This window comes from Saccharothrix longispora (genome assembly GCF_031455225.1).
Taxonomy (GTDB): Bacteria; Actinomycetota; Actinomycetes; order Mycobacteriales; family Pseudonocardiaceae; genus Actinosynnema; species Actinosynnema longispora.
Window position 1 is genome coordinate 4,892,701 of record NZ_JAVDSG010000001.1, and the last position, 19,420, is coordinate 4,912,120.

General features: G+C 72.8%; 22 protein-coding genes and 1 pseudogene. 8 read left to right on the forward strand and 15 right to left on the reverse strand.

The genetic code is table 11. The annotated features are described in order from the left end of the window. Positions 1–5 precede the first annotated feature (5 nt). The 5 genes from J2S66_RS19925 to J2S66_RS19945 are packed head-to-tail and all read right to left on the reverse strand — an operon-like array spanning position 6 to position 5,455. Positions 6–1,106, reverse strand: a complete 1,101-nt coding sequence (locus J2S66_RS19925; protein WP_310308686.1) for a branched-chain amino acid ABC transporter permease — start codon at positions 1,104–1,106, stop codon at positions 6–8. Continuing rightward, on the reverse strand, positions 1,103–1,990 hold the full coding sequence (locus tag J2S66_RS19930) for a branched-chain amino acid ABC transporter permease (RefSeq protein WP_306749383.1): 888 nt from the start codon (positions 1,988–1,990) through the stop codon (positions 1,103–1,105). Before J2S66_RS19930 ends, J2S66_RS19925 begins: the two co-directional genes overlap by 4 nt. Beyond that, positions 1,987–3,885 (reverse strand): AMP-dependent synthetase/ligase, encoded by a 1,899-nt coding sequence (locus tag J2S66_RS19935; RefSeq protein ID WP_310308687.1) that lies wholly within the window; start codon positions 3,883–3,885, stop codon positions 1,987–1,989. The genes J2S66_RS19930 and J2S66_RS19935 overlap by 4 nt, the downstream gene beginning before the upstream one ends. Beyond that, entirely contained in the window at positions 3,882–4,673 is a 792-nt protein-coding gene (locus J2S66_RS19940) for an ABC transporter ATP-binding protein (protein ID WP_310308689.1), read from the reverse strand. Before J2S66_RS19940 ends, J2S66_RS19935 begins: the two co-directional genes overlap by 4 nt. After that, entirely contained in the window at positions 4,670–5,455 is a 786-nt protein-coding gene (locus tag J2S66_RS19945) for an ABC transporter ATP-binding protein (RefSeq protein ID WP_306749386.1), read from the reverse strand. The genes J2S66_RS19940 and J2S66_RS19945 overlap by 4 nt, the downstream gene beginning before the upstream one ends. Before the next feature lie 224 nt (positions 5,456–5,679). Here J2S66_RS19945 and J2S66_RS19950 point away from each other — a divergent pair, with 224 nt between their 5' ends. The 3 genes from J2S66_RS19950 (at position 5,680) to J2S66_RS19960 (ending at position 7,873) form a co-directional block, all read left to right on the forward strand. After that, complete coding sequence (locus J2S66_RS19950) at positions 5,680–6,039, forward strand: ATP-binding protein (protein ID WP_310308690.1); 360 nt, start codon at positions 5,680–5,682, stop codon at positions 6,037–6,039. Continuing rightward, positions 6,036–6,767 carry a SigB/SigF/SigG family RNA polymerase sigma factor gene (locus J2S66_RS19955; RefSeq protein WP_310308691.1) on the forward strand — a complete coding sequence of 244 codons (732 nt, stop codon included), beginning with the start codon at positions 6,036–6,038 and terminating at the stop codon, positions 6,765–6,767. Before J2S66_RS19950 ends, J2S66_RS19955 begins: the two co-directional genes overlap by 4 nt. A 182-nt stretch (positions 6,768–6,949) precedes the next feature. After that, the gene (locus tag J2S66_RS19960; RefSeq protein WP_310308692.1) at positions 6,950–7,873 is read left to right on the forward strand and encodes a baeRF2 domain-containing protein; all 924 of its coding nucleotides are present in this window, start codon (positions 6,950–6,952) and stop codon (positions 7,871–7,873) included. Between the two features lie 70 nt (positions 7,874–7,943). Here J2S66_RS19960 and J2S66_RS19965 read toward each other — a convergent pair whose 3' ends face one another. Beyond that, positions 7,944–8,918, reverse strand: a complete 975-nt coding sequence (locus J2S66_RS19965; RefSeq protein ID WP_310308694.1) for a DNA topoisomerase IB — start codon at positions 8,916–8,918, stop codon at positions 7,944–7,946. Between the two features lie 75 nt (positions 8,919–8,993). Between J2S66_RS19965 and J2S66_RS19970 the strand changes: the two genes are divergently transcribed. Together J2S66_RS19970 and J2S66_RS19975 are read left to right on the forward strand one after the other, a co-directional pair. Next, positions 8,994–10,082, forward strand: a complete 1,089-nt coding sequence (locus J2S66_RS19970) for a carboxylate-amine ligase (protein ID WP_310308696.1) — start codon at positions 8,994–8,996, stop codon at positions 10,080–10,082. Positions 10,083–10,140: 58 nt separating this feature from the next. Continuing rightward, positions 10,141–10,500: an STAS domain-containing protein gene (locus J2S66_RS19975; RefSeq protein WP_306749392.1), complete on the forward strand. Its 360-nt coding sequence runs from the start codon at positions 10,141–10,143 to the stop codon at positions 10,498–10,500. Between the two features lie 115 nt (positions 10,501–10,615). Here J2S66_RS19975 and J2S66_RS19980 read toward each other — a convergent pair whose 3' ends face one another. The 4 genes from J2S66_RS19980 to J2S66_RS19995 form a co-directional block, all read right to left on the reverse strand. Further along, entirely contained in the window at positions 10,616–10,957 is a 342-nt protein-coding gene (locus J2S66_RS19980) for a hypothetical protein (RefSeq protein WP_310308697.1), read from the reverse strand. A gap of 100 nt (positions 10,958–11,057) precedes the next feature. Continuing rightward, positions 11,058–11,486, reverse strand: coding sequence for a nucleoside deaminase (locus J2S66_RS19985; RefSeq protein ID WP_310314923.1), 429 nt, complete (start codon positions 11,484–11,486; stop codon positions 11,058–11,060). Positions 11,487–11,570: 84 nt separating this feature from the next. Beyond that, entirely contained in the window at positions 11,571–14,186 is a 2,616-nt protein-coding gene (locus tag J2S66_RS19990; protein WP_310308698.1) for a CHAT domain-containing protein, read from the reverse strand. A gap of 39 nt (positions 14,187–14,225) precedes the next feature. Further along, on the reverse strand, positions 14,226–14,606 hold the full coding sequence (locus J2S66_RS19995; protein ID WP_310308699.1) for a hypothetical protein: 381 nt from the start codon (positions 14,604–14,606) through the stop codon (positions 14,226–14,228). A gap of 9 nt (positions 14,607–14,615) precedes the next feature. On the opposite strand from J2S66_RS19995, the gene J2S66_RS20000 reads away from it, so the two are divergent. The 3 genes from J2S66_RS20000 (at position 14,616) to J2S66_RS20010 (ending at position 16,659) form a co-directional block, all read left to right on the forward strand. Beyond that, positions 14,616–15,467 (forward strand): S8 family peptidase, encoded by an 852-nt coding sequence (locus tag J2S66_RS20000; RefSeq protein WP_310308700.1) that lies wholly within the window; start codon positions 14,616–14,618, stop codon positions 15,465–15,467. Between the two features lie 132 nt (positions 15,468–15,599). Then, a complete protein-coding gene (locus J2S66_RS20005) occupies positions 15,600–16,229 on the forward strand; it encodes an RNA polymerase sigma factor (protein WP_310308702.1) in 630 nt (209 codons plus the stop codon). Continuing rightward, positions 16,195–16,659: a hypothetical protein gene (locus tag J2S66_RS20010; protein ID WP_310308703.1), complete on the forward strand. Its 465-nt coding sequence runs from the start codon at positions 16,195–16,197 to the stop codon at positions 16,657–16,659. The genes J2S66_RS20005 and J2S66_RS20010 overlap by 35 nt, the downstream gene beginning before the upstream one ends. Positions 16,660–16,692: 33 nt before the next feature. Here J2S66_RS20010 and J2S66_RS20015 read toward each other — a convergent pair whose 3' ends face one another. The 5 genes and pseudogenes from J2S66_RS20015 to J2S66_RS20035 form a co-directional block, all read right to left on the reverse strand. Beyond that, a complete protein-coding gene (locus tag J2S66_RS20015) occupies positions 16,693–17,097 on the reverse strand; it encodes a hypothetical protein (protein WP_310315388.1) in 405 nt (134 codons plus the stop codon). A 32-nt stretch (positions 17,098–17,129) separates the two neighbouring features. After that, a pseudogene (locus tag J2S66_RS20020) lies at positions 17,130–17,525 on the reverse strand (class I SAM-dependent methyltransferase); the annotation flags it as partial. A 91-nt stretch (positions 17,526–17,616) separates the two neighbouring features. Next, positions 17,617–18,216, reverse strand: a complete 600-nt coding sequence (locus tag J2S66_RS20025) for a GTP-binding protein (protein WP_306749399.1) — start codon at positions 18,214–18,216, stop codon at positions 17,617–17,619. Between the two features lie 32 nt (positions 18,217–18,248). Further along, positions 18,249–19,031, reverse strand: coding sequence for an IS630 family transposase (locus tag J2S66_RS20030; RefSeq protein WP_310303760.1), 783 nt, complete (start codon positions 19,029–19,031; stop codon positions 18,249–18,251). Then, the gene (locus tag J2S66_RS20035) at positions 18,920–19,336 is read right to left on the reverse strand and encodes a helix-turn-helix domain-containing protein (protein ID WP_310303758.1); all 417 of its coding nucleotides are present in this window, start codon (positions 19,334–19,336) and stop codon (positions 18,920–18,922) included. The genes J2S66_RS20030 and J2S66_RS20035 overlap by 112 nt, the downstream gene beginning before the upstream one ends. Positions 19,337–19,420 lie beyond the last annotated feature (84 nt).

Here is a 19,420-nt window from a genome sequence, read left to right on the forward strand (position 1 = left end):
CGAGGTCAGTACGAGAAAGGCCAGGTGCGCCAGTAGTTGCGGACGCGCACCCAGATACCGAACAGGCCTCGTGGCTCGACGATCAGGAACACCACGATCAGCAGCCCGTAGAGGACCGCCTCGACCTGGAACACCGTGACCGCACCGGTCGCGTCGGAGCTGACGAACGGCAGCACCGCGGGCAGTTCCCTGGTGACGCGCGGCAGCAGCGTGATGAACAGCGCGCCCATGACCGCGCCGGAGATGGTGCCCGCCCCGCCGATCAGCACCATCGCGATGTACTGCACGGACAGCAGCAGGCCGAACGAGCCGGGGTCGAAGAACCCGTTGACCACGAACAGCAGCGATCCCGCCACGCCCGCGTAGAAGGAGGACACGGCGAACGCCAGCGCCTTGTACCGGGACAGGTCGACGCCGATGGCCGCCGCCGCGAGGTCCCGGTCGCGCACCGCGGCGAACGCCCGCCCGATCCGCGACCGCACCAGGTTGCGGGCCAGCACGCCGAAGATCACCAGCAGGACGAACATCAGCAGGTACAGCTGCTGCGGCCCGGTGAAGAACTCCGACGGCCGGTCCAGCCGCACGCCGAACAGCTCGGGCACCGCCGCAGGTCGCCCCACGCCCGGCCCGCCGGTGAGCGACGTCCACTCGCGGAACACGTGCTCGCCGAGGAACACCAGCCCGAGCGTGACGATCGCCAGGTACAGCCCGCGCAGCCGCACCGCCAGCGGCGCCACGACCAGCCCGGCGAGCCCGGCCACCAGGCCGGAGGCCAGCAGCCACACGGGCAGCGACGTGACGCCGAACCCGAGGACGCGCCCGTCGGGGTCCCCGGACAGCGCCGCGCCGGTGTAGGCGCCGATGGCGAGGAAGAACGCGTGCCCCAGCGACACCTGCCCCGCGTACCCGGTGGCGATGTTGAGCCCGATCGCCCCGATGGCCGCGACGAACCCGGTCGCCAGCAGCATCAGCAGGTCGTCGGCGAGCATGAACGGCACGAGCAGCGCGAACGCGACGAGCGCGCCCGTCCACGCCCGCTTGGGCCTGGTGTTGAGGAACGCGGTGTCCTGCGCGTAGGACGTGTAGAGCTCCGGACGACCCTTCACAGGCGTTCCACCTCCCGGCTGCCGAACAGCCCGTAGGGCTTCACCAACAGCACGACCAGCATCAGCACGTACGGCGCGACCAGGGCGAAGTTCGGTCCCAGCCACGGCGCGACGCCGTCCTGGTAGGTGCCCACGAGCGATTCGACGACGCCGACGGCCAGCCCGCCGACCACCGCGCCGCCCAGCGAGTCCAGGCCGCCGAGGATGATCGCGGGCAGGGCCTTGAGCGCCACGATCCACAGCTGCTGGTCGACGCCCGCGCCGGTGGCGACGAACACCCCTGCCAGCGCCGCCAGGCCGCCCGCGATGGCCCACGACAGGGCGAACACCGACCCCACCGAGATGCCCTGCGCGAGGGCGACCTCCTGGTCGTGGGCGACGGCGCGCATGGCCAGGCCGACGCGGGAGAAGCGGAAGAACGCGAACAGCACGGCCACCACGACCACGGTGGTCGCGAACATCACCAGGTAGCGCTGCTGGACGTCCACGCCGAGCAGGGACACCGTGTCCAGGCCCCACGGGTCGCCGACCTGGCGCACGTCCAGCCCGATGAACGCGTTGGTGACCACGCGCACCACGACGTCCACGCCGATGGTGATGATGGCGACCACGAACACCGGCTTGCCGATCATCGGCCGCAGCACGGTCCGCTCCACGCCCAGGGCCAGCACGGCGATGACGAGCGCGGCGACCGGCACGGCCACGAAGAACCCGACTTCGGCGGTCAGGTAGCTGACCAGCACCGCGCCGGCGAGCATGAACGCCGGCTGGGCGAAGCTGATCACCCGCGTCGACTTGTAGATGATCACGAAGCCGAGGGCGAGCAGGGCGTAGATCGACCCCGTGCCCAGGCCCCGGACGAGGGACTGGAGGAACTCGCTCACGAGCGCCCCCCTGCGTTCGTCCCCCGTGCGTTCGTCCCCCGTGCGCCCGTCCCCCGTGCGTTCGTCCCGCCGAGGTACATGTCATCGACCAGCTCGCCGTAGACCTTGGCGAGCGCGGACCGCTTCACCTTCTGCGTCGCGGTCAGCTCGCCGTCCTCGTGGTCCAGCTCCTTGGGCAGCATCCGGAACTTCTTCACCTGCTCCACGGACGCGAACCTCTCGTTGACCTCCAGCACGATGCCCTGGACCAACTCCCGCACCTCGTCCTTCTCCGCGAGGTCGCGGTAGGTGGTGTAGGCGAGCTTGCGCTGCCTGGCCCAGTGGCCGACGGTGTCGTGCTCGATGCCGATGAGCGCCACGAGGTAGGGGCGCTGGTCGCCGAGCACGATCGCTTCCTTGATGTACGGGGAGGTCTTGAGCGCGTTCTCGACCTCGGAGGGCGCGACGTTCTTGCCGCCCGCGGTGATGATGATGTCCTTCATGCGGTCGGTGATGCGCACGTGCGTGCCGTCGACCCACTCCCCGACGTCGCCGGTGCGCAGCCAGCCGTCGGCGGTCATGGCCCGCCGGGTGGCGTCCTCGTCGCGCCAGTAGCCGGCGAACACGCCGGCGTGCCGGGTCTGGATCTCGCCGTCGTCGGCGATGCGCAGCTCCACGCCGGGCTGCGGTTCGCCGACCGTGCCGACCTTGACGCGGCCGGGCCGGTTGCCGGTGGCGATGGCGCTGTTCTCGGTCATCCCGTACACCTCGTGCACGGGCACGCCGATGCCCATGAAGAAGCGCAGCACGTCCGGCGAGATGGGCGCGGCGCCGGACGAGGCGTAGCGGACGTGCCGCATGCCGATGCGCGTCTTGAGCGCCCGGTAGCAGAACACCCAGCCGATGCCGTACTTCAGGCGGGTGGCCGCGGTGTGCCGGCCGCCGTTGCGGACGAGGGCGTCGCCGAGCCGGTCGGCGACGCGCAACCAGAAGCGGGTCGTGACCCGCTTGAGCCGGGTGGCACTCGCCGCGCTGATCGTGATCGACGCCAGCACCTTCTCCCAGATGCGGGGCACCGCGAACAGGATCGTCGGCTGCACCTCGCGCAGGTTGGGCTGCACCGTCTCGATGGACTCGGCGAAGTGCACCCGGATGCCCGCCGACGCGCTGAACCACGTGGTGAAGATGCGTTCGGCGACGTGGCACAGCGGCAGGTAGGACAGCGTGACGTCGTCCGGCGACGGCGGTGGCGAGGTGAACCCGCCGCCCTCGACGAGGGTCTCCACCGCGAACTCGACGTTGGCGACGGTGAGCATCGCGCCCTTGGGCGGGCCGGTGGTGCCGGAGGTGTAGATCAGCGTCATCACGTCGTCCTGCTCGACCTGGCGCATCCGCTGGTCCACCGCGTCCGGGTGCTCCTCGCGGTGCGCCGCGCCGAGGGCGAGGAAGTCGTCCCAGGCCAGCAGCAGCGGGTTGTCGTAGCGGCCCCGGATGCCGCGCGGCTCCAGGTAGACGATGCGCTCCAGGTCGGGCAGCGCGTCGAGCACGGCGAGCGCCTTGTCGACCTGCTCCTGGTCCTCGGCGATCAGCACCCGCGCCCCGGAGTGCGACAGCAGGTAGGCGACCTCGCTCGCCGGGTTCGTCGGGTACAGCCCGACGGTCACCGCGCGCACGGCGACCGCGCCGAGGTCGGCGTAGAGCCACTCGCGGCGGTTCTCCGAGTGGATCGCGACCCGGTCGCCGGGGTCGACGCCGAGCGACAGCAGGGCGTGCCCGACCAGTTCGACCTGGTCCCAGTAGCCCGCCCAGGTGACCTCGTGCCAGATGCCGAAGTCCTTGGCGCGCAACGCGACCGCGCCCGGGTGGGTGCCCGCGCGGTCGCGCACGCGGGTGGCGATCGTCGTGGGCGCCGTCACGCCGCACCTCCCACGGTCCGGTGGTCCTCGCCCAGGTAGGCGCGCACCACGTCCGGGTCCCGCTGCACCTCGGCGGGCGTGCCGGTGCGGATGGGCTTGCCGAAGTCGAGCACCATGACCCGGTCGGCGAGGTCCATGACCAGACCCATGTCGTGCTCCACCATGACCATCGCGATGCCCAGCTCGTCGCGGACGTCCAGCACGAACCGGGCCATGTCCTCGGTCTCCTCGACGTTCATGCCCGCCACGGGCTCGTCGAGCAGCAGCACCTTCGGCTCCATCGCCAGCGCCCGGCCCAGCTCGACGCGCTTCTGCACGCCGTAGGGCAGCAGGCCGACGGGCAGCCGCCGCCACTGCTCCAGTTCGAGGAAGTCGATCACCCGCTCCACGGCGGCCCGGTTCGCCAGCTCCTCGCGCCGCGCCCGGCCGACCCACGCGAACGCGGCCAGCGCGCCGTAGCGCATGTGGTTGTGCCGGCCGAGCATGAGGTTGTCGACCACGGTCAGGTGGGCGAACAGCTCGATGTTCTGGAACGTGCGGGCGATGCCCATCGCGGCGAGCTTGTGCGGCCGGGTGCCGAGCACGTCGCGGCCCTCGAACCGCACCGAGCCGGACTGCGGCCGGTACACGCCCGACAGCACGTTGAAGATCGACGTCTTGCCCGCGCCGTTGGGTCCGATGATCGCGAACAGCTCGCCCGCGCCGACGTGGAACGACACGCCGTCCACCGCCGTGACGCCGTCGAACGCGAGCGTCACGTCCGACATCTCCAGCACCGGTCCGCTCACGACAACCACCGCTTCCGCCGCTTGTAGTGCTTCACGTCGCGGAACGACCGCACCGCGCCCTCGCCGCGCAGGCCCAGGTAGAACTCGCGGACGTCCTCGTCGGCGAGCAGCGCGGCGGCGGGTTTGTCCATCACGACCTTGCCGTTCTCCAGCACGTAGCCGTGATCGGCGATGGACAGCGCCATGGTGGCGTTCTGCTCGACCAGCAGCACGGTCGTGCCGTCGGCGTTGATCTTCACGACGAGGTCGCGGATCTGCTGCACCATGAGCGGGGCGAGGCCCAGGCTGGGCTCGTCCAGCAGCAGGTAGCGCGGCTCGGACATGAGCGCCCGGCCGATGGACAGCATCTGCTGCTCACCGCCGGACAGGTAGCCCGCGCTCTGCCGCCGTCGCTCCCTCAGCCGGGGGAACAGCTCGTACATCCGCTCCAGGTTCTGCTTGATCGACCGCGGCCTGGTGTGCCCGCCGACGCGGAGGTTCTCCTCCACGGTCAGCTCGGCCAGGATGCGCCTGCCCTCCAGCGCCTGCTTGACGCCGAGCGAGGCGATCCGCGCGGGCGGGGCCCTGTGGATCGGCGTGCCGTCCAGGGTGACCTCGCCCCTGGTGACCTTGCCGTCGTGCACGTCGAGCAGGCCGGACAGCGCCCGCAACAAGGTCGTCTTGCCCGCGCCGTTCGCGCCGAGCAGCGCGACGATCCGCCCGTCCGGGACCCGCAGGCTCACGCCGCGGAGCACCAGCATGACGTCGTCGTAGACCACCTCAAGGTTGTTCGCCTCCAGCACCGGCGCCTCCGTGGGATGCCCCCGTGGGATGTCGGGAGGCGGCCAGTATGGCCCCGATCACAGCGTTAACTACCACCGTTCGCAAACCGTGATGAACCCGACCGCCGGGTGTTCGGCTTTCACGATTCTGTTGCTCGGTCCTGTGTGGACGGGTGTAGCCCACCTGGACGCCGGGTATGCCCCCGGCGACGGACCCTGGGGGTCGGGGAGGAGTGCTCGCCACCATGAACGGCTCGGACGTGGAGCTCAGGATGGCGGCGAGGCCGGCCTACCTCTCGACCGTCCGCGCCGTCGCGGGCGCGATCGCCCGGTCGACGCCGTCGCTGGCCATCGACCTCGTGATCGCCGTCGACGAGGCGTGCACGGCGCTCATCGCGCGGGCCCACGCGCACGCGGAACTGCGGTGCCGGTTCGACCGCGACGGCGATTCCGTTCGGTTTCACGCAGAGGTCCGGTCATCGGCCGTCACCGTCCCGGACCACCACTCGTTGTACTGGCGGGTCGTCAGCTCCGTGACCGACGCGGTGGCCACCTGGGTGGACGGAGACGGCCGGTTGCTGGTCGAACTGAGGTGCCGGGCATGAACGCGGTGGACTACCAACCGCTGTTCCAGGAGTTGGCCGCGACGGACGGGAGCAGGCACCAGGAGGTGCGGGACCGCCTCGTCACGGAACACCTCCCCCTGGCGCACCACATCGCCGACCGGTTCGCCGAGCGCGGCGAGTCGGTGGAGGACCTGCGCCAGGTGGCGGCCCTCGGGCTGATCAACGCCGTGGACCGGTTCGACGTCACGCGCGGCATCGACTTCCTCGCGTTCGCCGTGCCGACGATCACCGGCGAGGTGCGGCGGTACCTGCGCGACCTGGGGTGGGCGGTCCGCGTGCCGAGGCGGTTGAAGGAGCTGTGCACCGCGATCGACGGCGCGCGGGTGGAGCTGGCGAGGCGCACCGGCCGCACGCCCACGCCCAGCGAGGTCGCCCGGCACCTGGGCATCGGGCTGGACGAGGTGTACGAGGGGCTGCACGCGGCGTCCGCGTACCACCTGCTGTCGCTGGACGAGCACGACGAACTGGTCGCCGCCGAGGGAGGGCTGGTGTCCGACGACCCCGCGCTGGAGGTCGTCGAGCTCCAGCACGCGCTGGACCCGATGCTGCGGGGGCTGCCCAAGCGCGAGCGGCGGATCATCGTGCTGCGGTTCTTCCGGAACATGACGCAGAGCCAGATCGCCGACTCCGTCGGGGTGTCGCAGATGCACGTGTCGCGCTTGTTGAGCAGGTCGCTGGCCCGGTTGCGCGACCTGCTCGACGACTAGCCCCGGGCGCCACCCGTTCGCACAAGACCACCGCTGGACTCTCCTCTCCGTCTCCGTTCCGACACCCCGCTGACACCGACGGGGCACTTGCGGGGCACGTGCGTGCCATCCCACCCCCGAGAAGCGGTTGCGGTGCGCAATCCCCGGGTATCTCCCGGGTGACCACGAGCCAGGAGGGTCGGATGCACACGGAAAGCCTGCACGGCGTCGTCGGCGTAGAGGGACCGTTCGTCTCCGTGTTCCTGGACGTCGGCGAGCACGTGGACCTGCGCTGGCGGGCGATGCGCGACCAGCTCCAGGCCCAGGGCGCGGACGCGTACCTGGTCGCCCTGGCGCACAACGCGATCACGTCCGGCGAAACACCGCGCGGCCTCGCCGGCCGGGGCCTGGTGGTGGGCGGCGGCAGGGTGCTGGTGGACCGCTACGTCCCCGTCCCGCCCGCCGGCTACACCGCCCGCTCCGGTCCGCTGCCCTACGTCCTGCCGCTGATCGACCTCTCCGAGCCCCTGCTCCCCCACGTGGTCGTCCAGGTGGACGAGCACGGCGCGGACCTCAGGGGCGTGGACTCGACCGGCCGCCCGGTGGCGGTGGCCTCGGTGGGCGCCCGCCGCCCGGACCGCCTGCTGGACGCCACCGAGGTGGCCGACATGACCCAGGAGGCGACCTCCCTGGTCGACCGCCTGGACGCGCAACTGCTGGTCCTGGCCGGCTCGCTGAGCGGCAGGCGCTCCCTGCGGATCGCGCTCCCCACCCGCTACCACCACCTGGTGGTCGAGGTCGAGGGCCAGGCCGACCAGGCGGTCCTGCACCTCGCCGGCCGGGCGAACCAGGACGCCCGCCGGGCGGTGGTCGAGCGCTTCCGCGACGAGTCGGCCCGCCTCACCGGGCGGGCGGTCCACGGCCTGGGCGCCGTGACGGAGGCCCTGGACGCGGGCCGCGTCTCGACGCTCCTGGTGACCGACACCCTGATCGGCTCGCGCGAGGTGGAGGGCGGTCGGGCGGACGAGGTCCTGCCGCTGCGCGCCATCGCGGCGGGGGCCGGGATCGCGGTGGTCGGCGGCGCGATCCGCCTGCACGAGGACGTCGGGGCACTGCTGTCCGGGTGAGCCGCCCGGCGGTGACCACCGAGCGCGGCCCGCGGGCACCCGCGCACGGGAGCCTCCGCGCGCGGGAGCCCTACCGCCTCTTCTTCCCCAGCAGCCGGAGCACCGCCCGCTCCACCTCTTCCCGCTCCGCCGACCTCGGCCGGATGACCACCCCGTCCTGGAACGCCTTCACGACCCTCGGGTCGACGTAGGACTTCCTCGCCACCGCCGGGGTGTTGCCGAGGTGCTCCGACACCTCCCTCATGACCGCCGCCTCCACCCGCTTGCGGCCGCGCTGCGAGTCCGGCCTGCCCTCCCTGGCGAACGCCGCCGCCGCCAGCACGGTCGCGTGCCACGTCCTCAGGTCCTTGACCGAGAACTCCGACCCCACCATCTCCTTGAACTTCTGGTTCACGTCGTCCGAGTCGACGTGCCCGCCGTCCGCGTCCGCCAGCAGTCGCTCGGCCGACCCCGACCGGCCCCGCAGCAGCGCCCGCACGGCGTTCGCCAGCGCCGCGTCCTCGACCTCGGTGCAGAACTCGATGCCGCCCTTCGCGGGGTAGCGGAAGTCGACGACGCTCCCCCGCACCGTGACGTGCGAGCACAGCAGCGTCGCCACGCCGTGCGTCCCGTTGTCCGCCGCGTACGTCTCGCCGCCGACGCGGAACACGCCCTGGTCGAGCACCGCCAGGGCCACCGCCAGGACCCGCTCCCGGGTGCGGCCGCGGCCGTCCAGGGCCTCGGCGACCTCCCGGCGGAACGCGGGCAGCGCGGGCGCCAGGGCCAGCACCCGGTCGTGCTTCTCCTCGTCCCGGTCCCGCCGCCACCGCTCGTGGTACAGGTACTGGCGGCGGCCGGCGGTGTCCGTGCCGACCGCCTGGATGTGGCCGTTCGGGTGCGGGCACACCCACACGTCGCGCCACGCCGGCGGGATGACCAGGGCTTCGACCCGCTCCCGCGACCCCTCGTCGACGGGGTTGCCCTCGGCGTCGGTGTAGCTGAACCCCCGGCCGCGCCGGCGGCGGTGCCAGCCCGGTGCGGACGGGTCGCTGCGGCGGAGTCTCACCAGGCGCGTGTTCCCGGGGCCCATGATCCGAAACTCGATGATTCGATTCCGCCCCGATTGGGTATGTGGACCGGCATGACACAGCCGTGGACGGTCGGGGTCGAGCAGGAGTTCCTGCTCGTGGACCCCGAATCCCGCCGACCCGTGCCGCTGGCCGAGTCCGTGGCGCAGCACGCCGGGGCGCGGCTGGACGTGCAGCGGGAGCTGACGCCGTTCCAGATCGAGGTCGCCACGCCGGTGTGCGAGACCACCGAGCAGCTGATGGAGCAGGTGCTGCTGGGCCGGACCCACCTGGCGAAGGCCGCGCACGCCGCGGGCTGCCGGCTGATGGCCTCGTCGGTGCCGCCGATCGGCACGGCCGGGCCGCCGCCGGGCACGGACGACCCCCGCTATCGTCTGATGGAGTACTCCCACCGCAAGATGATCGGCGGCTCCGGCGTCTGCGGGATGCACGTCCACGTCGGCGTGCCGGACCCGGACACCGCGATCCGCATCGGCAACGCGCTGCGCCCGTGGCTCCCGACGCTGCTCGCGCTGAGCGCGAACTCGCCCATCGAGCAGGCCGAGGACACCGGGTACGCGAGCTGGCGGTCGATCGTCTGGTCGCGCTGGCCGATCAGCGGCCCGCCGCCGCACCTGGGGTCGGCCGCCGAGTACGAGGCGCGGGTCGCCGCGCTGGAGGCGACCGAGGTGCTGCTGGACACGGGCATGGTCTACTGGGACGTCCGGCCGTCCGAGCAGCACCCGACCGTCGAGGTGCGGGTCACCGACGTCCCGCTGACGGCGCACGAGGCGGTGGTGATCGCCGAGCTGATCAGGGCCTTCGCCCGGACCGCCGCCGAGTCGGCCGACGCCGCGCCGGTGGACGACCTGCTGCTGAAGGCCGCCTACTGGCGTGCCTCGCGCGACGGCGTGGACGGCCTGGCGGTCGACCCGCGCGACGGCCGCCTGCTGCCCGCCCGCGACCTGGTGGCCGAGATGGCGCGCTGGTGTGAGAACGCTCTCGATGACGCGGGGGCAGTGTCTCTGGTCCAGGATCACCTGGAATGGTTGCGCAGTCACGGAAGTGGCGCGGCCCGGCAACGCCGCGCTTTCGGAGCGTCACCGGACGCCCGTGAACTGGTGGACCTGGTCTTGGCCGAAACGGTCGACGAGGGCCGTTGAGTACTACCGTGGAGTACGCGCCGCATGGGCGGCGCTGGTGAGTGAGAGGAGAACCGGCGTGCCAGATCCCGCGGCGACGCTCGCTTCCGTGCGGGTCGAGAGGCCGGCGGACGGCGTGGTGGTGCTGCACGTGTCCGGTGAGTTGGACACGAGCAGCGCCGACGAGCTGGCCCGACCGCTGAAGGAGCACCTGGTCGAGAACGTGCGGGGCGTTGTCGTCGATCTCGGCGGCGTGCGCTTCCTCGGCTCGGCCGGACTGGAGTCGTTGGTCGTGGGCAACCAGCGCGCGGACTCCCTCGGAGTCGCGCTGGTGCTCGTCGCCACGACCCGGGCGACCGTGCGGCCGATCCAGGCGACCGGACTGGACGCGGTGTTCACCGTCGTCGGTTCGGTCGAGGAGGCGCTGGCCCGCTTCTAGGCCTTCGGGCCCTTGGAGCACGGTCGACGACAGACGACAGGGGGCACCGCTCTCACCGGAGAGCAGTGCTCCCTTCGCAGTGCGGCTCCAGAGCAGCGGACGAGAACACCGCTCTCTACAGGAAGCGGCGGACCGTCCTGATGGCGCAGCGCACCGCCCCCACCGGGGGCAGTGCGCCCTCCGGCGGGACGACCCAGCGGGACTCGACGGCGGGGATGCTGCGCGGTCCGCGCCAGTAGCGCACGTCCGGGGGCGGCACGGGGTCCGGCGTCGGCTCCGGGTCGGGCCTCGCGAGGAACAGCCAGCGCAGGCGCGGGCCGGGGATCGCGAGGATCGGGCCCAGCGGGCCCGCGGAGCGGAGTTGGTGGCTGACCTCGGCGCCCCAGCTGGCGGGTACCTCCACGGCGACCGCGCCCTCGGTCAGCACCAGCGAACCTTCGACGTGCCAACGTTCCATGCCCGCCGATGCTCACGTGGCCTCGTGACGGGACTGTGTCCGCCCGCGGCGCGTCCCGTTAACCCTGCCCGATCACCCCGGCCCGATCATCCCTGCCCGATCATCCCTGCCCGATGTCCTCGAACCAGAGTTCGGGCCTGGCCGCGATGAAGTCGGCCATCATCCCCGCGCACCCCGGGTCGTCCAGCAGGGTGATGCGCACGCCGTGCTCGGCGAGCCAGTCGTGACCGCCGTGGAACGTGCGGGCCTCGCCGATCACCACGTGGGGGATGCCGAACTGGCGGACGAGCCCGGAGCAGTACCAGCACGGTGACAGCGTGGTGACCATGACCGTGTCCCGGTAGGACGCCCGGCGGCCCGCGTCGCGGAACGCGGCGGTCTCGGCGTGGGTGGAGGCGTCCCCGTCCTGGACCCGCCGGTTGTGGCCGCGCCCGAGCAGCCCGCCGTCGGCGGTGAAGAGCGCCGCGCCGATCGGGACGCCGCCCTCCCCCAGTCCCGCGCGGGCTTCCGCCACGGCCACGGCCAGCATCTCGTGTGCGTCCACGGGACCAACCTAGCCGGGACGCCGATCGGGCGACCCGGGGACGACCCGGGGACGACGCGGGAGGCGCGGTCAGGCCCCGAAGCAGAGGAAGCCCGCGCTCGCCGCGTAGGCCTCGTGACCCGTGTCGCGGTGGGCCTCCTGCGCGCGGGCCAACGCCACCGCCGGCGGGTCGCCCTTCCCCAGCCTCCGGTGCAGGTCCACCATCAACGGCGTGGTCACCTCCGCCGGCACGGGCACGACCGGCGCGACCAGGGTCCGGGTGCCCAGGCCCAGCAACGCCGCCGTGAAGCCCATCAGCTCGTCCCCCGGCCGCACCGCCGACAGGCCCGAGTCGCACGCCGACAGCACGACCAGCGCGGGCGGGCGGCGCAGGCGCTCCAGGTCGTGGACGGTGAGGGGTCCGTCGGCCAGCTCCAGGGCGGAGAACAGCGGGTTGTCGGCGCGGAACGAGCCGTGCGCGGCGACGTGGGCCAGCGGCGCGCCGTCCATCGCGGCGGCCACCGCGTCGACCGTCGCGTCCGCGCCCACCAGCACCGAGGCCCCACCGGCGAGCGGCGCGATGGCGGCGATCTCGGTGGGCGCGGCGGGCAGCCGGGGGCCGGCGGCCAGCACCGCCCGGTCGTGCGGGACGACGGACGACAGCGCCGCGCGCAGCCACACCGTCGCCGACGGCACCACGGTCACCGACCGCCCGCGGCAGCCGGGCAGCGCCGACCAGGGCAGGCCGCCGAGCTGGCCGGTGGGCGCGAGCACGAGCGGCCGGTCGTCGAGGCGTCGGCGCAGCGGGGCGAGCAGGCGGGTGTCGAGCAGCCGGGCGGTGTGGTCGGCCCCGCCGCGCACGGCGGTCCGGTCGAGGTGCCCGGGCAGGGTGACGAGCCGGTGCAGGGCGAACCTGAGCAGCCGCACCTCGCGCAGCGCCCCGTCGAGCGGCCCGAGCCGGTGCAGCGAGGCGCGTCCCCCGGCGACGACCACGGCCAGCAGGTCGCCGTCGTAGTCGACGTACTCGACCAGCGCCCGCTCGCCGAGAGCCTGGGCGAGGTCGCGCACCGCGGGCGGCTTGAACACCGCGCCGCCGCCGCTGGTCTGCCGGGTCAGGTCGCGCACGCGCTGCTCGCCGCGGACCTGGCGCTGGCGCAGCCCGGCGGACGGCTTGCCGGCCAGCAGCGCGATCTCCAGGTCGGCGCTCACCGCGCGCAGCTCGGCGAGGGCGTCGGCGAGCCCGGAGTCCTCCGGCGGTCGGGCGGGCGTCATCCGCATGGCGCCCGCCCGCCACGCCTCCGCCCACGACAGCACGCGCCCCGCGTGGCCGCCGGCGACGGCCGTGCGCAACCCCTCGAACGCCAGCGCCTTGCCCTGGGCGCCGCTCGACGCGCGCAGCTCGACCGCGCCCAGGGACACCCGGTACTCGTCGAGCAGCCCGAGCCCGCGGCGCAGCGCGATCTGCGCGCCGCGGGCGTTGCCGAGCAGGTCGCGGCGCAGCGCCTCGGCGTACCAGCCCTGCACGCGGTGCGCCGCCGTGCCGCCGCGCCGGGCCGCCCCCGCCGTGGTCAGCTCGGCCACGGCACGCCGCCGGTCGCCCAGGTCGCGGGCGACGAGCGCGGCGTCGACCCGCGCCTCCAGCCCCGCCATGCGCCAGCCGAAGGCCTCCAGCCGGGACGCCACGCGCACGAGCGCGGTCACCAGCCCGCGGGTGCGCTGCCCGCTGAGGTAGGCGGCGCGCAGCTCGACGTGCCGGGCGCTCGCCTCCCACACCTCGCGCCGCTCGCGCCGGAAACCCCTGCGCGCCGACACCGCCATCTCCACGGCGCGCTCCAGGTCGCCCTCCAGCAACGCGATGCGCGCCCGGTAGAACTGGGCCTCGGAGCGGGCCAGCACGAGGTCGCCGACCATCTCCTCCAGCGCCCGGTCGGCCGCCGCGCGGGCCTCCTCCAGCAGCGGCACGGACACCAGCAGCTCCAGCCGGTTGATCAGCAGCGCGGGACGCGGCACGGCCAGCCGCCGGTACTCGCGCTCGGCCTCGGCGAACATCGTCAGGGCACGCGGCACGTCGCCCGCCCGGGAGGCGGAGATGCCCGCGTTCCACCGCACGTCGGCCACGGCCAGCTCCTGGCCCAGCGACCGGTACAGGGCGGCGGCGCGGTCGAAGTCCTCGTCGGCCGCCTTCAGACCGCCGGTGTAGGCGCGCAGCAGGCCGCGGTTGTTGCGGGCGCGGGCCTCGCCGAGCCGGTCGCCGGTGCGGCGGGCGGCCTCGATGGCCGAGTTGTACTCGCGCTGCGCCTCGTCGTAGCGGCACAGGTAGTGCAGCACGAGGCCGCGCTGCATGCGGGCGATGTCGGCGTCGCCGCCGTCGAGCGCGCCGAGCGCCTCGTTGACCGCGCGCAGCGCTTGGGCGTGCCTGCCGGTGGTGGACAGCACGAACGCGAGGCTCACCCGGGCCAGCGCGGCGAGCCGCGCGGAACCGACGCCCTCGGCGATGCGGACGGAGCGGCGCAGGTGCCGCAGCGCGCCGTCGAAGTCGTGCAGCTCGCGCAGCGACAGGCCGATGGCGCGTTCGGCGGTCGACGCCTCCTCGGCGTCGCCGGAGAGCCGCGCGGCCCGCAGCGCCGAACGGCCCATCTCGATCGCCGCGCGCGGGTCCCGTTGCCGGGCGTCCAGCGCCGCCGCCGCGGCGGATTCCGCTGCCACGAAACCCACCTTATTACCAAGACCCCTGTGGTAGCTTGATCAAGCTCGCACCTCCGTCGACGCTGCTGTGAGGCTGTGGTGTCCCAACCATCGAACCGTGCGGAGCTGTACCGCCAGGTTTTCGACCAGGCGATCAAGGAGCACACGGCTTTCCGGTTGCACGCCGAGCGTGGGCGGGAATTCCTGTTCGTGGCCCGTGAGCTGCTGACCATCCCCCAGGACGTCGACCGGGTCGCGCGGAAACTGACGCAGAACAACATCGTCAACGAACGAGGTCGCGATTTCGCCGGAATGAGCCGGTTGATCCTTCCGCGAAATTCCGACGACATCCCCCGCATCGTGCGGTTGTTGCGCGACCCCCTTCAATGGCCCGGTGAGCGGACGCCGTTCGTCCAGCCGCACCACGCGATGGTCGGCCACGGCGGCAACATGCACGGGCACCCCGGGCAGCCGCCGCAGGTGGCCGGGCCGCTGCCGGCCCCGGACGGGGCGCGGCTGGGCCAGGGGAAGGGCGTCACCGTCGGCGTGCTCGACACGGGCGTCTCCAAGACCGCCGAGGCCGACCACCCGCTGTGGCTCAAGGGCTCGTTCCTCCCGAGGGCCGACGAGGTCGATGCCGCCTACGCGCACGACGACGTGTTCGCCGTGGAGGGCGGGCACGGCACGTTCGTGATGGGCGTGGTGCGGCAGGCCGCGCCGGGCGTGCGCCTCGACCCGGAGCGCGCGCTGGACCCGGCGGGCCTGGGCACCGAGGAGGACTTCTTCCGGGCGCTGACGTCGTTCGACGAGCGGGTGCAGGTCGTCAACATCTCGATGGGGTGCTTCACGCTGGACGACGTGGCCTCCGAGCCGGTGCGCCGGGCGGTCGCCCAGCTGCCCGCCGACGTCGTGGTGGTGGCGTCCGCCGGCAACCAGGGCACGAACCGGCCGAGCTGGCCCGCCGCGCTGAGCGGGGTCACGGCGGTCGCCGCCGTCGCCCAGGAGCGTGACGGCGCGCGTTCACCCGCCTGCTACTCCAACCACGGCCACTGGGTGGACGCGTGCGCGGTCGGCAACCGGACCAGCACGTTCCTCAAGGGCCGGTGGCAGCTGCCGGGCCTGCCGGCGGAGGTCTACGACCGGTTCGCCTACTGGCTGGGCACGTCGTTCGCCGCGCCGCACGTGGCGGGCCGCATCGCCGAGACGATGACGACGTTCGGGTTGTCGGCGGTCGACGCCCGCGCGAAGCTGCTCGGCGGGAAGCCCGAGTTCTTCCCCGGCTACGGGATCTTCGTGGACTAGTCGTATCTGCGGGGGGCATGGTTGCTCCGTAGTGTGTGGCAGCGAAGAATCCGATGTCCCGGACCCGGCTCGGGCCCGCGCCCGAGCACGCCGGGGCGCAGGCGCGGCATCCCCTGGACAGGAGGAGGGGACGTGACCCCTGCATCGCCGATCGGCGCGCTGGTGGGCGCCGCCGCGGACGGGGACCAGCGCGCCTGGCACGAGATCATCGACCGGTACACGCCGCTGGTGCTGTCGGTGGTCTACAGGCACCGGCTGCGCCCGGCGGACGCCGCGGACGTCAACCAGACCGTGTGGCTGCGGCTGGTCGAGCAGATCGGCAGGCTGCGGGAAGCCGACGCGCTGCCGGGGTGGATCGCCACGACCACCCGCAACGAGTGCCTGCGCGTCCTGCGCGCGCAGCAGCGCCTCCAGCCCTACGACCCGCTGTCCGAGGACGAGCCGGCCAGCCCGGTGGACGCGGTCGCGGACCTGGACGAGGAGATGGAGGCGTCGCAGCGGCTCCAGGCGCTGCGCGACGGCTTCCGGGCGCTGCCCGCGCAGTGCCGCGAGCTGCTGGCCAAGCTGATGGCGGACCCGCCGCCGAGCTACGCGGCGGTCAGCGAGGAGCTGGCGATGCCGGTGGGCAGCATCGGGCCCACCCGCATCAGGTGCCTGGACAAGCTGCGGAAGACCCCCGCGGTGCACCGGTTGTTCAGCCCGAGACCTGGTGGAGGAGGTGTGGTCGGTGTCGACGGTCGATCCGGGGTGGGAAAGCGATGACGTGCTGCTGCGCGACCTGAAGGCCGCGCTCGACGAGCAGGCGGGCGTGCCCGGGCACATCCGCGACGCGGCGCGGGCGGCGTGGGCGTGGCGCACGGTCGACGCCGAGCTGATCGCGCTGACCAGCTACGACTCGGTGCTGGACGGTGAGCTGGCGAGCCGGGCGCGGGCGGCGCAGACGGCGCGTCAGCTCGTGTTCGACGCCGAGGGCGTGTCGGTGCAGGTCGAGGTCACCGAGGTGGGCGTCGCGGGCCAGGTGCTGCCCGCGCGGCCGGGCCGGGTGGTGCTGCTGACGGCGACCGGTCCGGTGGAGGACGCGGAGCTGGACGAGGTGGGCATGTTCCTGCTCGGCCCGCCGCCGCGGGGGCCGGTGCGGCTGCGGTGCGAGGTGGGTGACGACGTCGTGGTCACCGAATGGGTGAACGTGTAGCGGTCACCGCGTGAGGGCTCGCCCGGAGGCGGGTCAGGAGGAGGTCGGGAACCCGGGGGCGTCGCCCCGCGGGTTCTTCGAATCGCGCACCCCGACGCGCGTCCCGAACGCCACCGCGACAGCACCGCCGTGGTCGGACACGCCCGGGGCGGGGCGGGCGACGGTGATGATCTCCCGGCTGGTCGCGGTCAGCGGCGCGCGGTCCCAGGAGCCGTGGCGCCCCACCACCTCGAACCCGCTCTGCGCGAGCAGCGCGTCGACCTGTTCGGCGGTGGTGAACCGCAGGGTCGCCCGCTCCACCACGTCCTCCGCCCAGTCCGGGCTGCTGTGCGTCTCGCTGAACCGCACCAGGCCGTCCCGCACGTCCTCCACCCGGTGCTCGACGCGGACCCGCTCGCCGTTCTCGCCGGTGATGTCGACCTGTGCTCGGGCGTCCACCGCTCCCACGCCCGCGCGCCGGGGTTCCGGGTCTCGAAGGCGTACCGGCCGCCGGGCCGCAACGCGCGCCGGACGGCGGTGAACTGCGCGCGCACGTCGTCGTCGGTGAGGAACACCTGGAACACGTGCCCCGTCATCACGACGAGGTCGAACTCCGCCTCGTACCCGGCCGTGCCCAGGACGCCCTCGACCCACTCCACGCCCTCGTGGCGGCGGGCCACGGCCAGCGCGTGCGGGTCCGGGTCCAGGCCGACGAGACGACCGGTGTGCCCGGACGCGCGGGCGGCGTGCAGCAGCACGCCGGTGCCGCAGCCGACGTCCAGCACGGCGTCGGCGGAGCGCACCAGGTCGAGGTGGAAGTCGTCCGAGTCGCCCCGGGTGTTGATCGCGTCGTACAGGGCGGCCGTCTTCGCGCGGTCCTCCGTCATCCGGCCGAGTGTGGCCCGACGCGCGACGGGCCGCGAGCGGTTTTCCGCTCACGGCCCGTCGGGCGGACGTGGTCGAACCCGGTCGACCGGGTCAGGCGAACGTCGGCTGCCGCATGGCGTGCTGCACCAGCGTGATCAGCGTCTGCTTGGTCGACTGCCGGTTGCGCGCGTCGCACGGGACGATCGGCACCGCCTGGTCGATCGTCAGCGCCTCCCGGATGTCCTCGATGCGGTGGTGCAGCAGGCCGTCGAAGCAGTTCACGCCCACCACGTACGGCAGTTCGCGGTCCTCGAAGAAGTCGATCGAGGCGAACGCGTCGGACAGCCTGCGGGTGTCGACCAGCACGACCGCGCCGATCGCGCCCCGCACCAGGTCGTCCCACATGAACCAGAAGCGGTGCTGGCCGGGGGTGCCGAACAGGTACAGGATCAGGTCGCTGTCGAGCGAGACGCGGCCGAAGTCCATGGCCACCGTGGTGGTCATCTTGTTCGGCGTGCTCGTCAGGTCGTCCACGCCGACGCTGGCCTCGGTCATCACCGCCTCGGTGGTCAGCGGGACGATCTCCGACACCGAGCCGACGAAGGTCGTCTTGCCGACGCCGAACCCGCCCGCCACCACGATCTTGGTCGACGTGACGGACGTGCTCGGCACCGCGGGCGACCCGGGCCGTCCGGGAGCGCGACCGCTCATGTTGCTCTGCTTTCCCTAGTAGACCGTCGCATCTAACCTTTGGGGTATAGGTGGCGGAGTTTGACGCGTGCGTCGTCGGTGGTGAACTGCCAGTCGACTCCCCGCTGGTTGGCGTTGGTGGCGTGTTGCCAGGCGGCGAGTTCGGCGTTGAGGGTGTCGAGGTCGCTGATGCGGCGGTCGAGGCATTGCCGGGACAGTGCGGACAGTTCGATCTCGGCGATGTTGAGCCAGGACCCGTGTTTGGGGGTGTGGTGGATCTCCAGGCGCTGGGCCAGGGCGAAGGCCTCGCCGGGTTCGAAGGCCTCGTAGAGCGAGGCGATGCCGTGGGTGTTGAGGTTGTCCATGACCAGTACCACGGTCTCGGCGTCGGGATAGTCCACGGTCAGCAGGTGTTTGACCTGCCCTGCCCAGTCGATCTTGGTGCGCTGGGCCAGGGCGTGCACGCGGCGCCATCCGCGTAAGGGCTCGGCCCACACGAAGATCGAGCAGGTGCCGCACCGGGCGTATTCGCTGTCCTCGCGGGCATCCTTGCCCGGCCGGGCCGGCAGCGGGTCGCGGACCTGGCCGAGGAGCTGGAAGGGTTTCTCGTCCATGCACACCACGGGACGGGCGGGGTCGTGCGGCCGGGCGTAGACGGCGAGGACGTCCTCCATGCGGGCGGCGAACTCGGCGTTGGCCCGCGGCGGGATGTTCCAGGACTTCCTCAGATGAGGACGCAGTTCCGTTTTTTCAAAACCCGGCCGATGGTCGAGTGGTCCAGGTCCGGGATGTCCTCGGTGAGCTGGACGTGTTTCTCCAGCAGTCGCAACGACCACCGGGCATACCCCTCCGGCGGCGCCGAGCACGCCAGGGCAATCAGCCGGGCCTCCACCTCCCCGGTCACCGGGGACGGCACCGGCGGAAGGTCGCGCTTCTTGCGCGAGATCGTGGCCAGGACATCGCCGCCGGTCTCGGCGAACCGCCTGGCGACCAGCCGCAGCGTCTCGCCCGAGACCCCGAGCCGCGCCGCGACCACTTCCTTCGAATCAGGCTCGCCTGCCGAGGTGTCCAGCGCGAGCAGCACCCGGGCCCGCATGATCGACGACGCCGGATGCACACCCGTCGTGGTCCACCGGATCAACTCCTCACGATCCCGTGCCGACAGCCTGACCGGCCGCTTCAAATGCGATACCACCACACCAGTCCTTGTCCGGCAGGGGAAAGG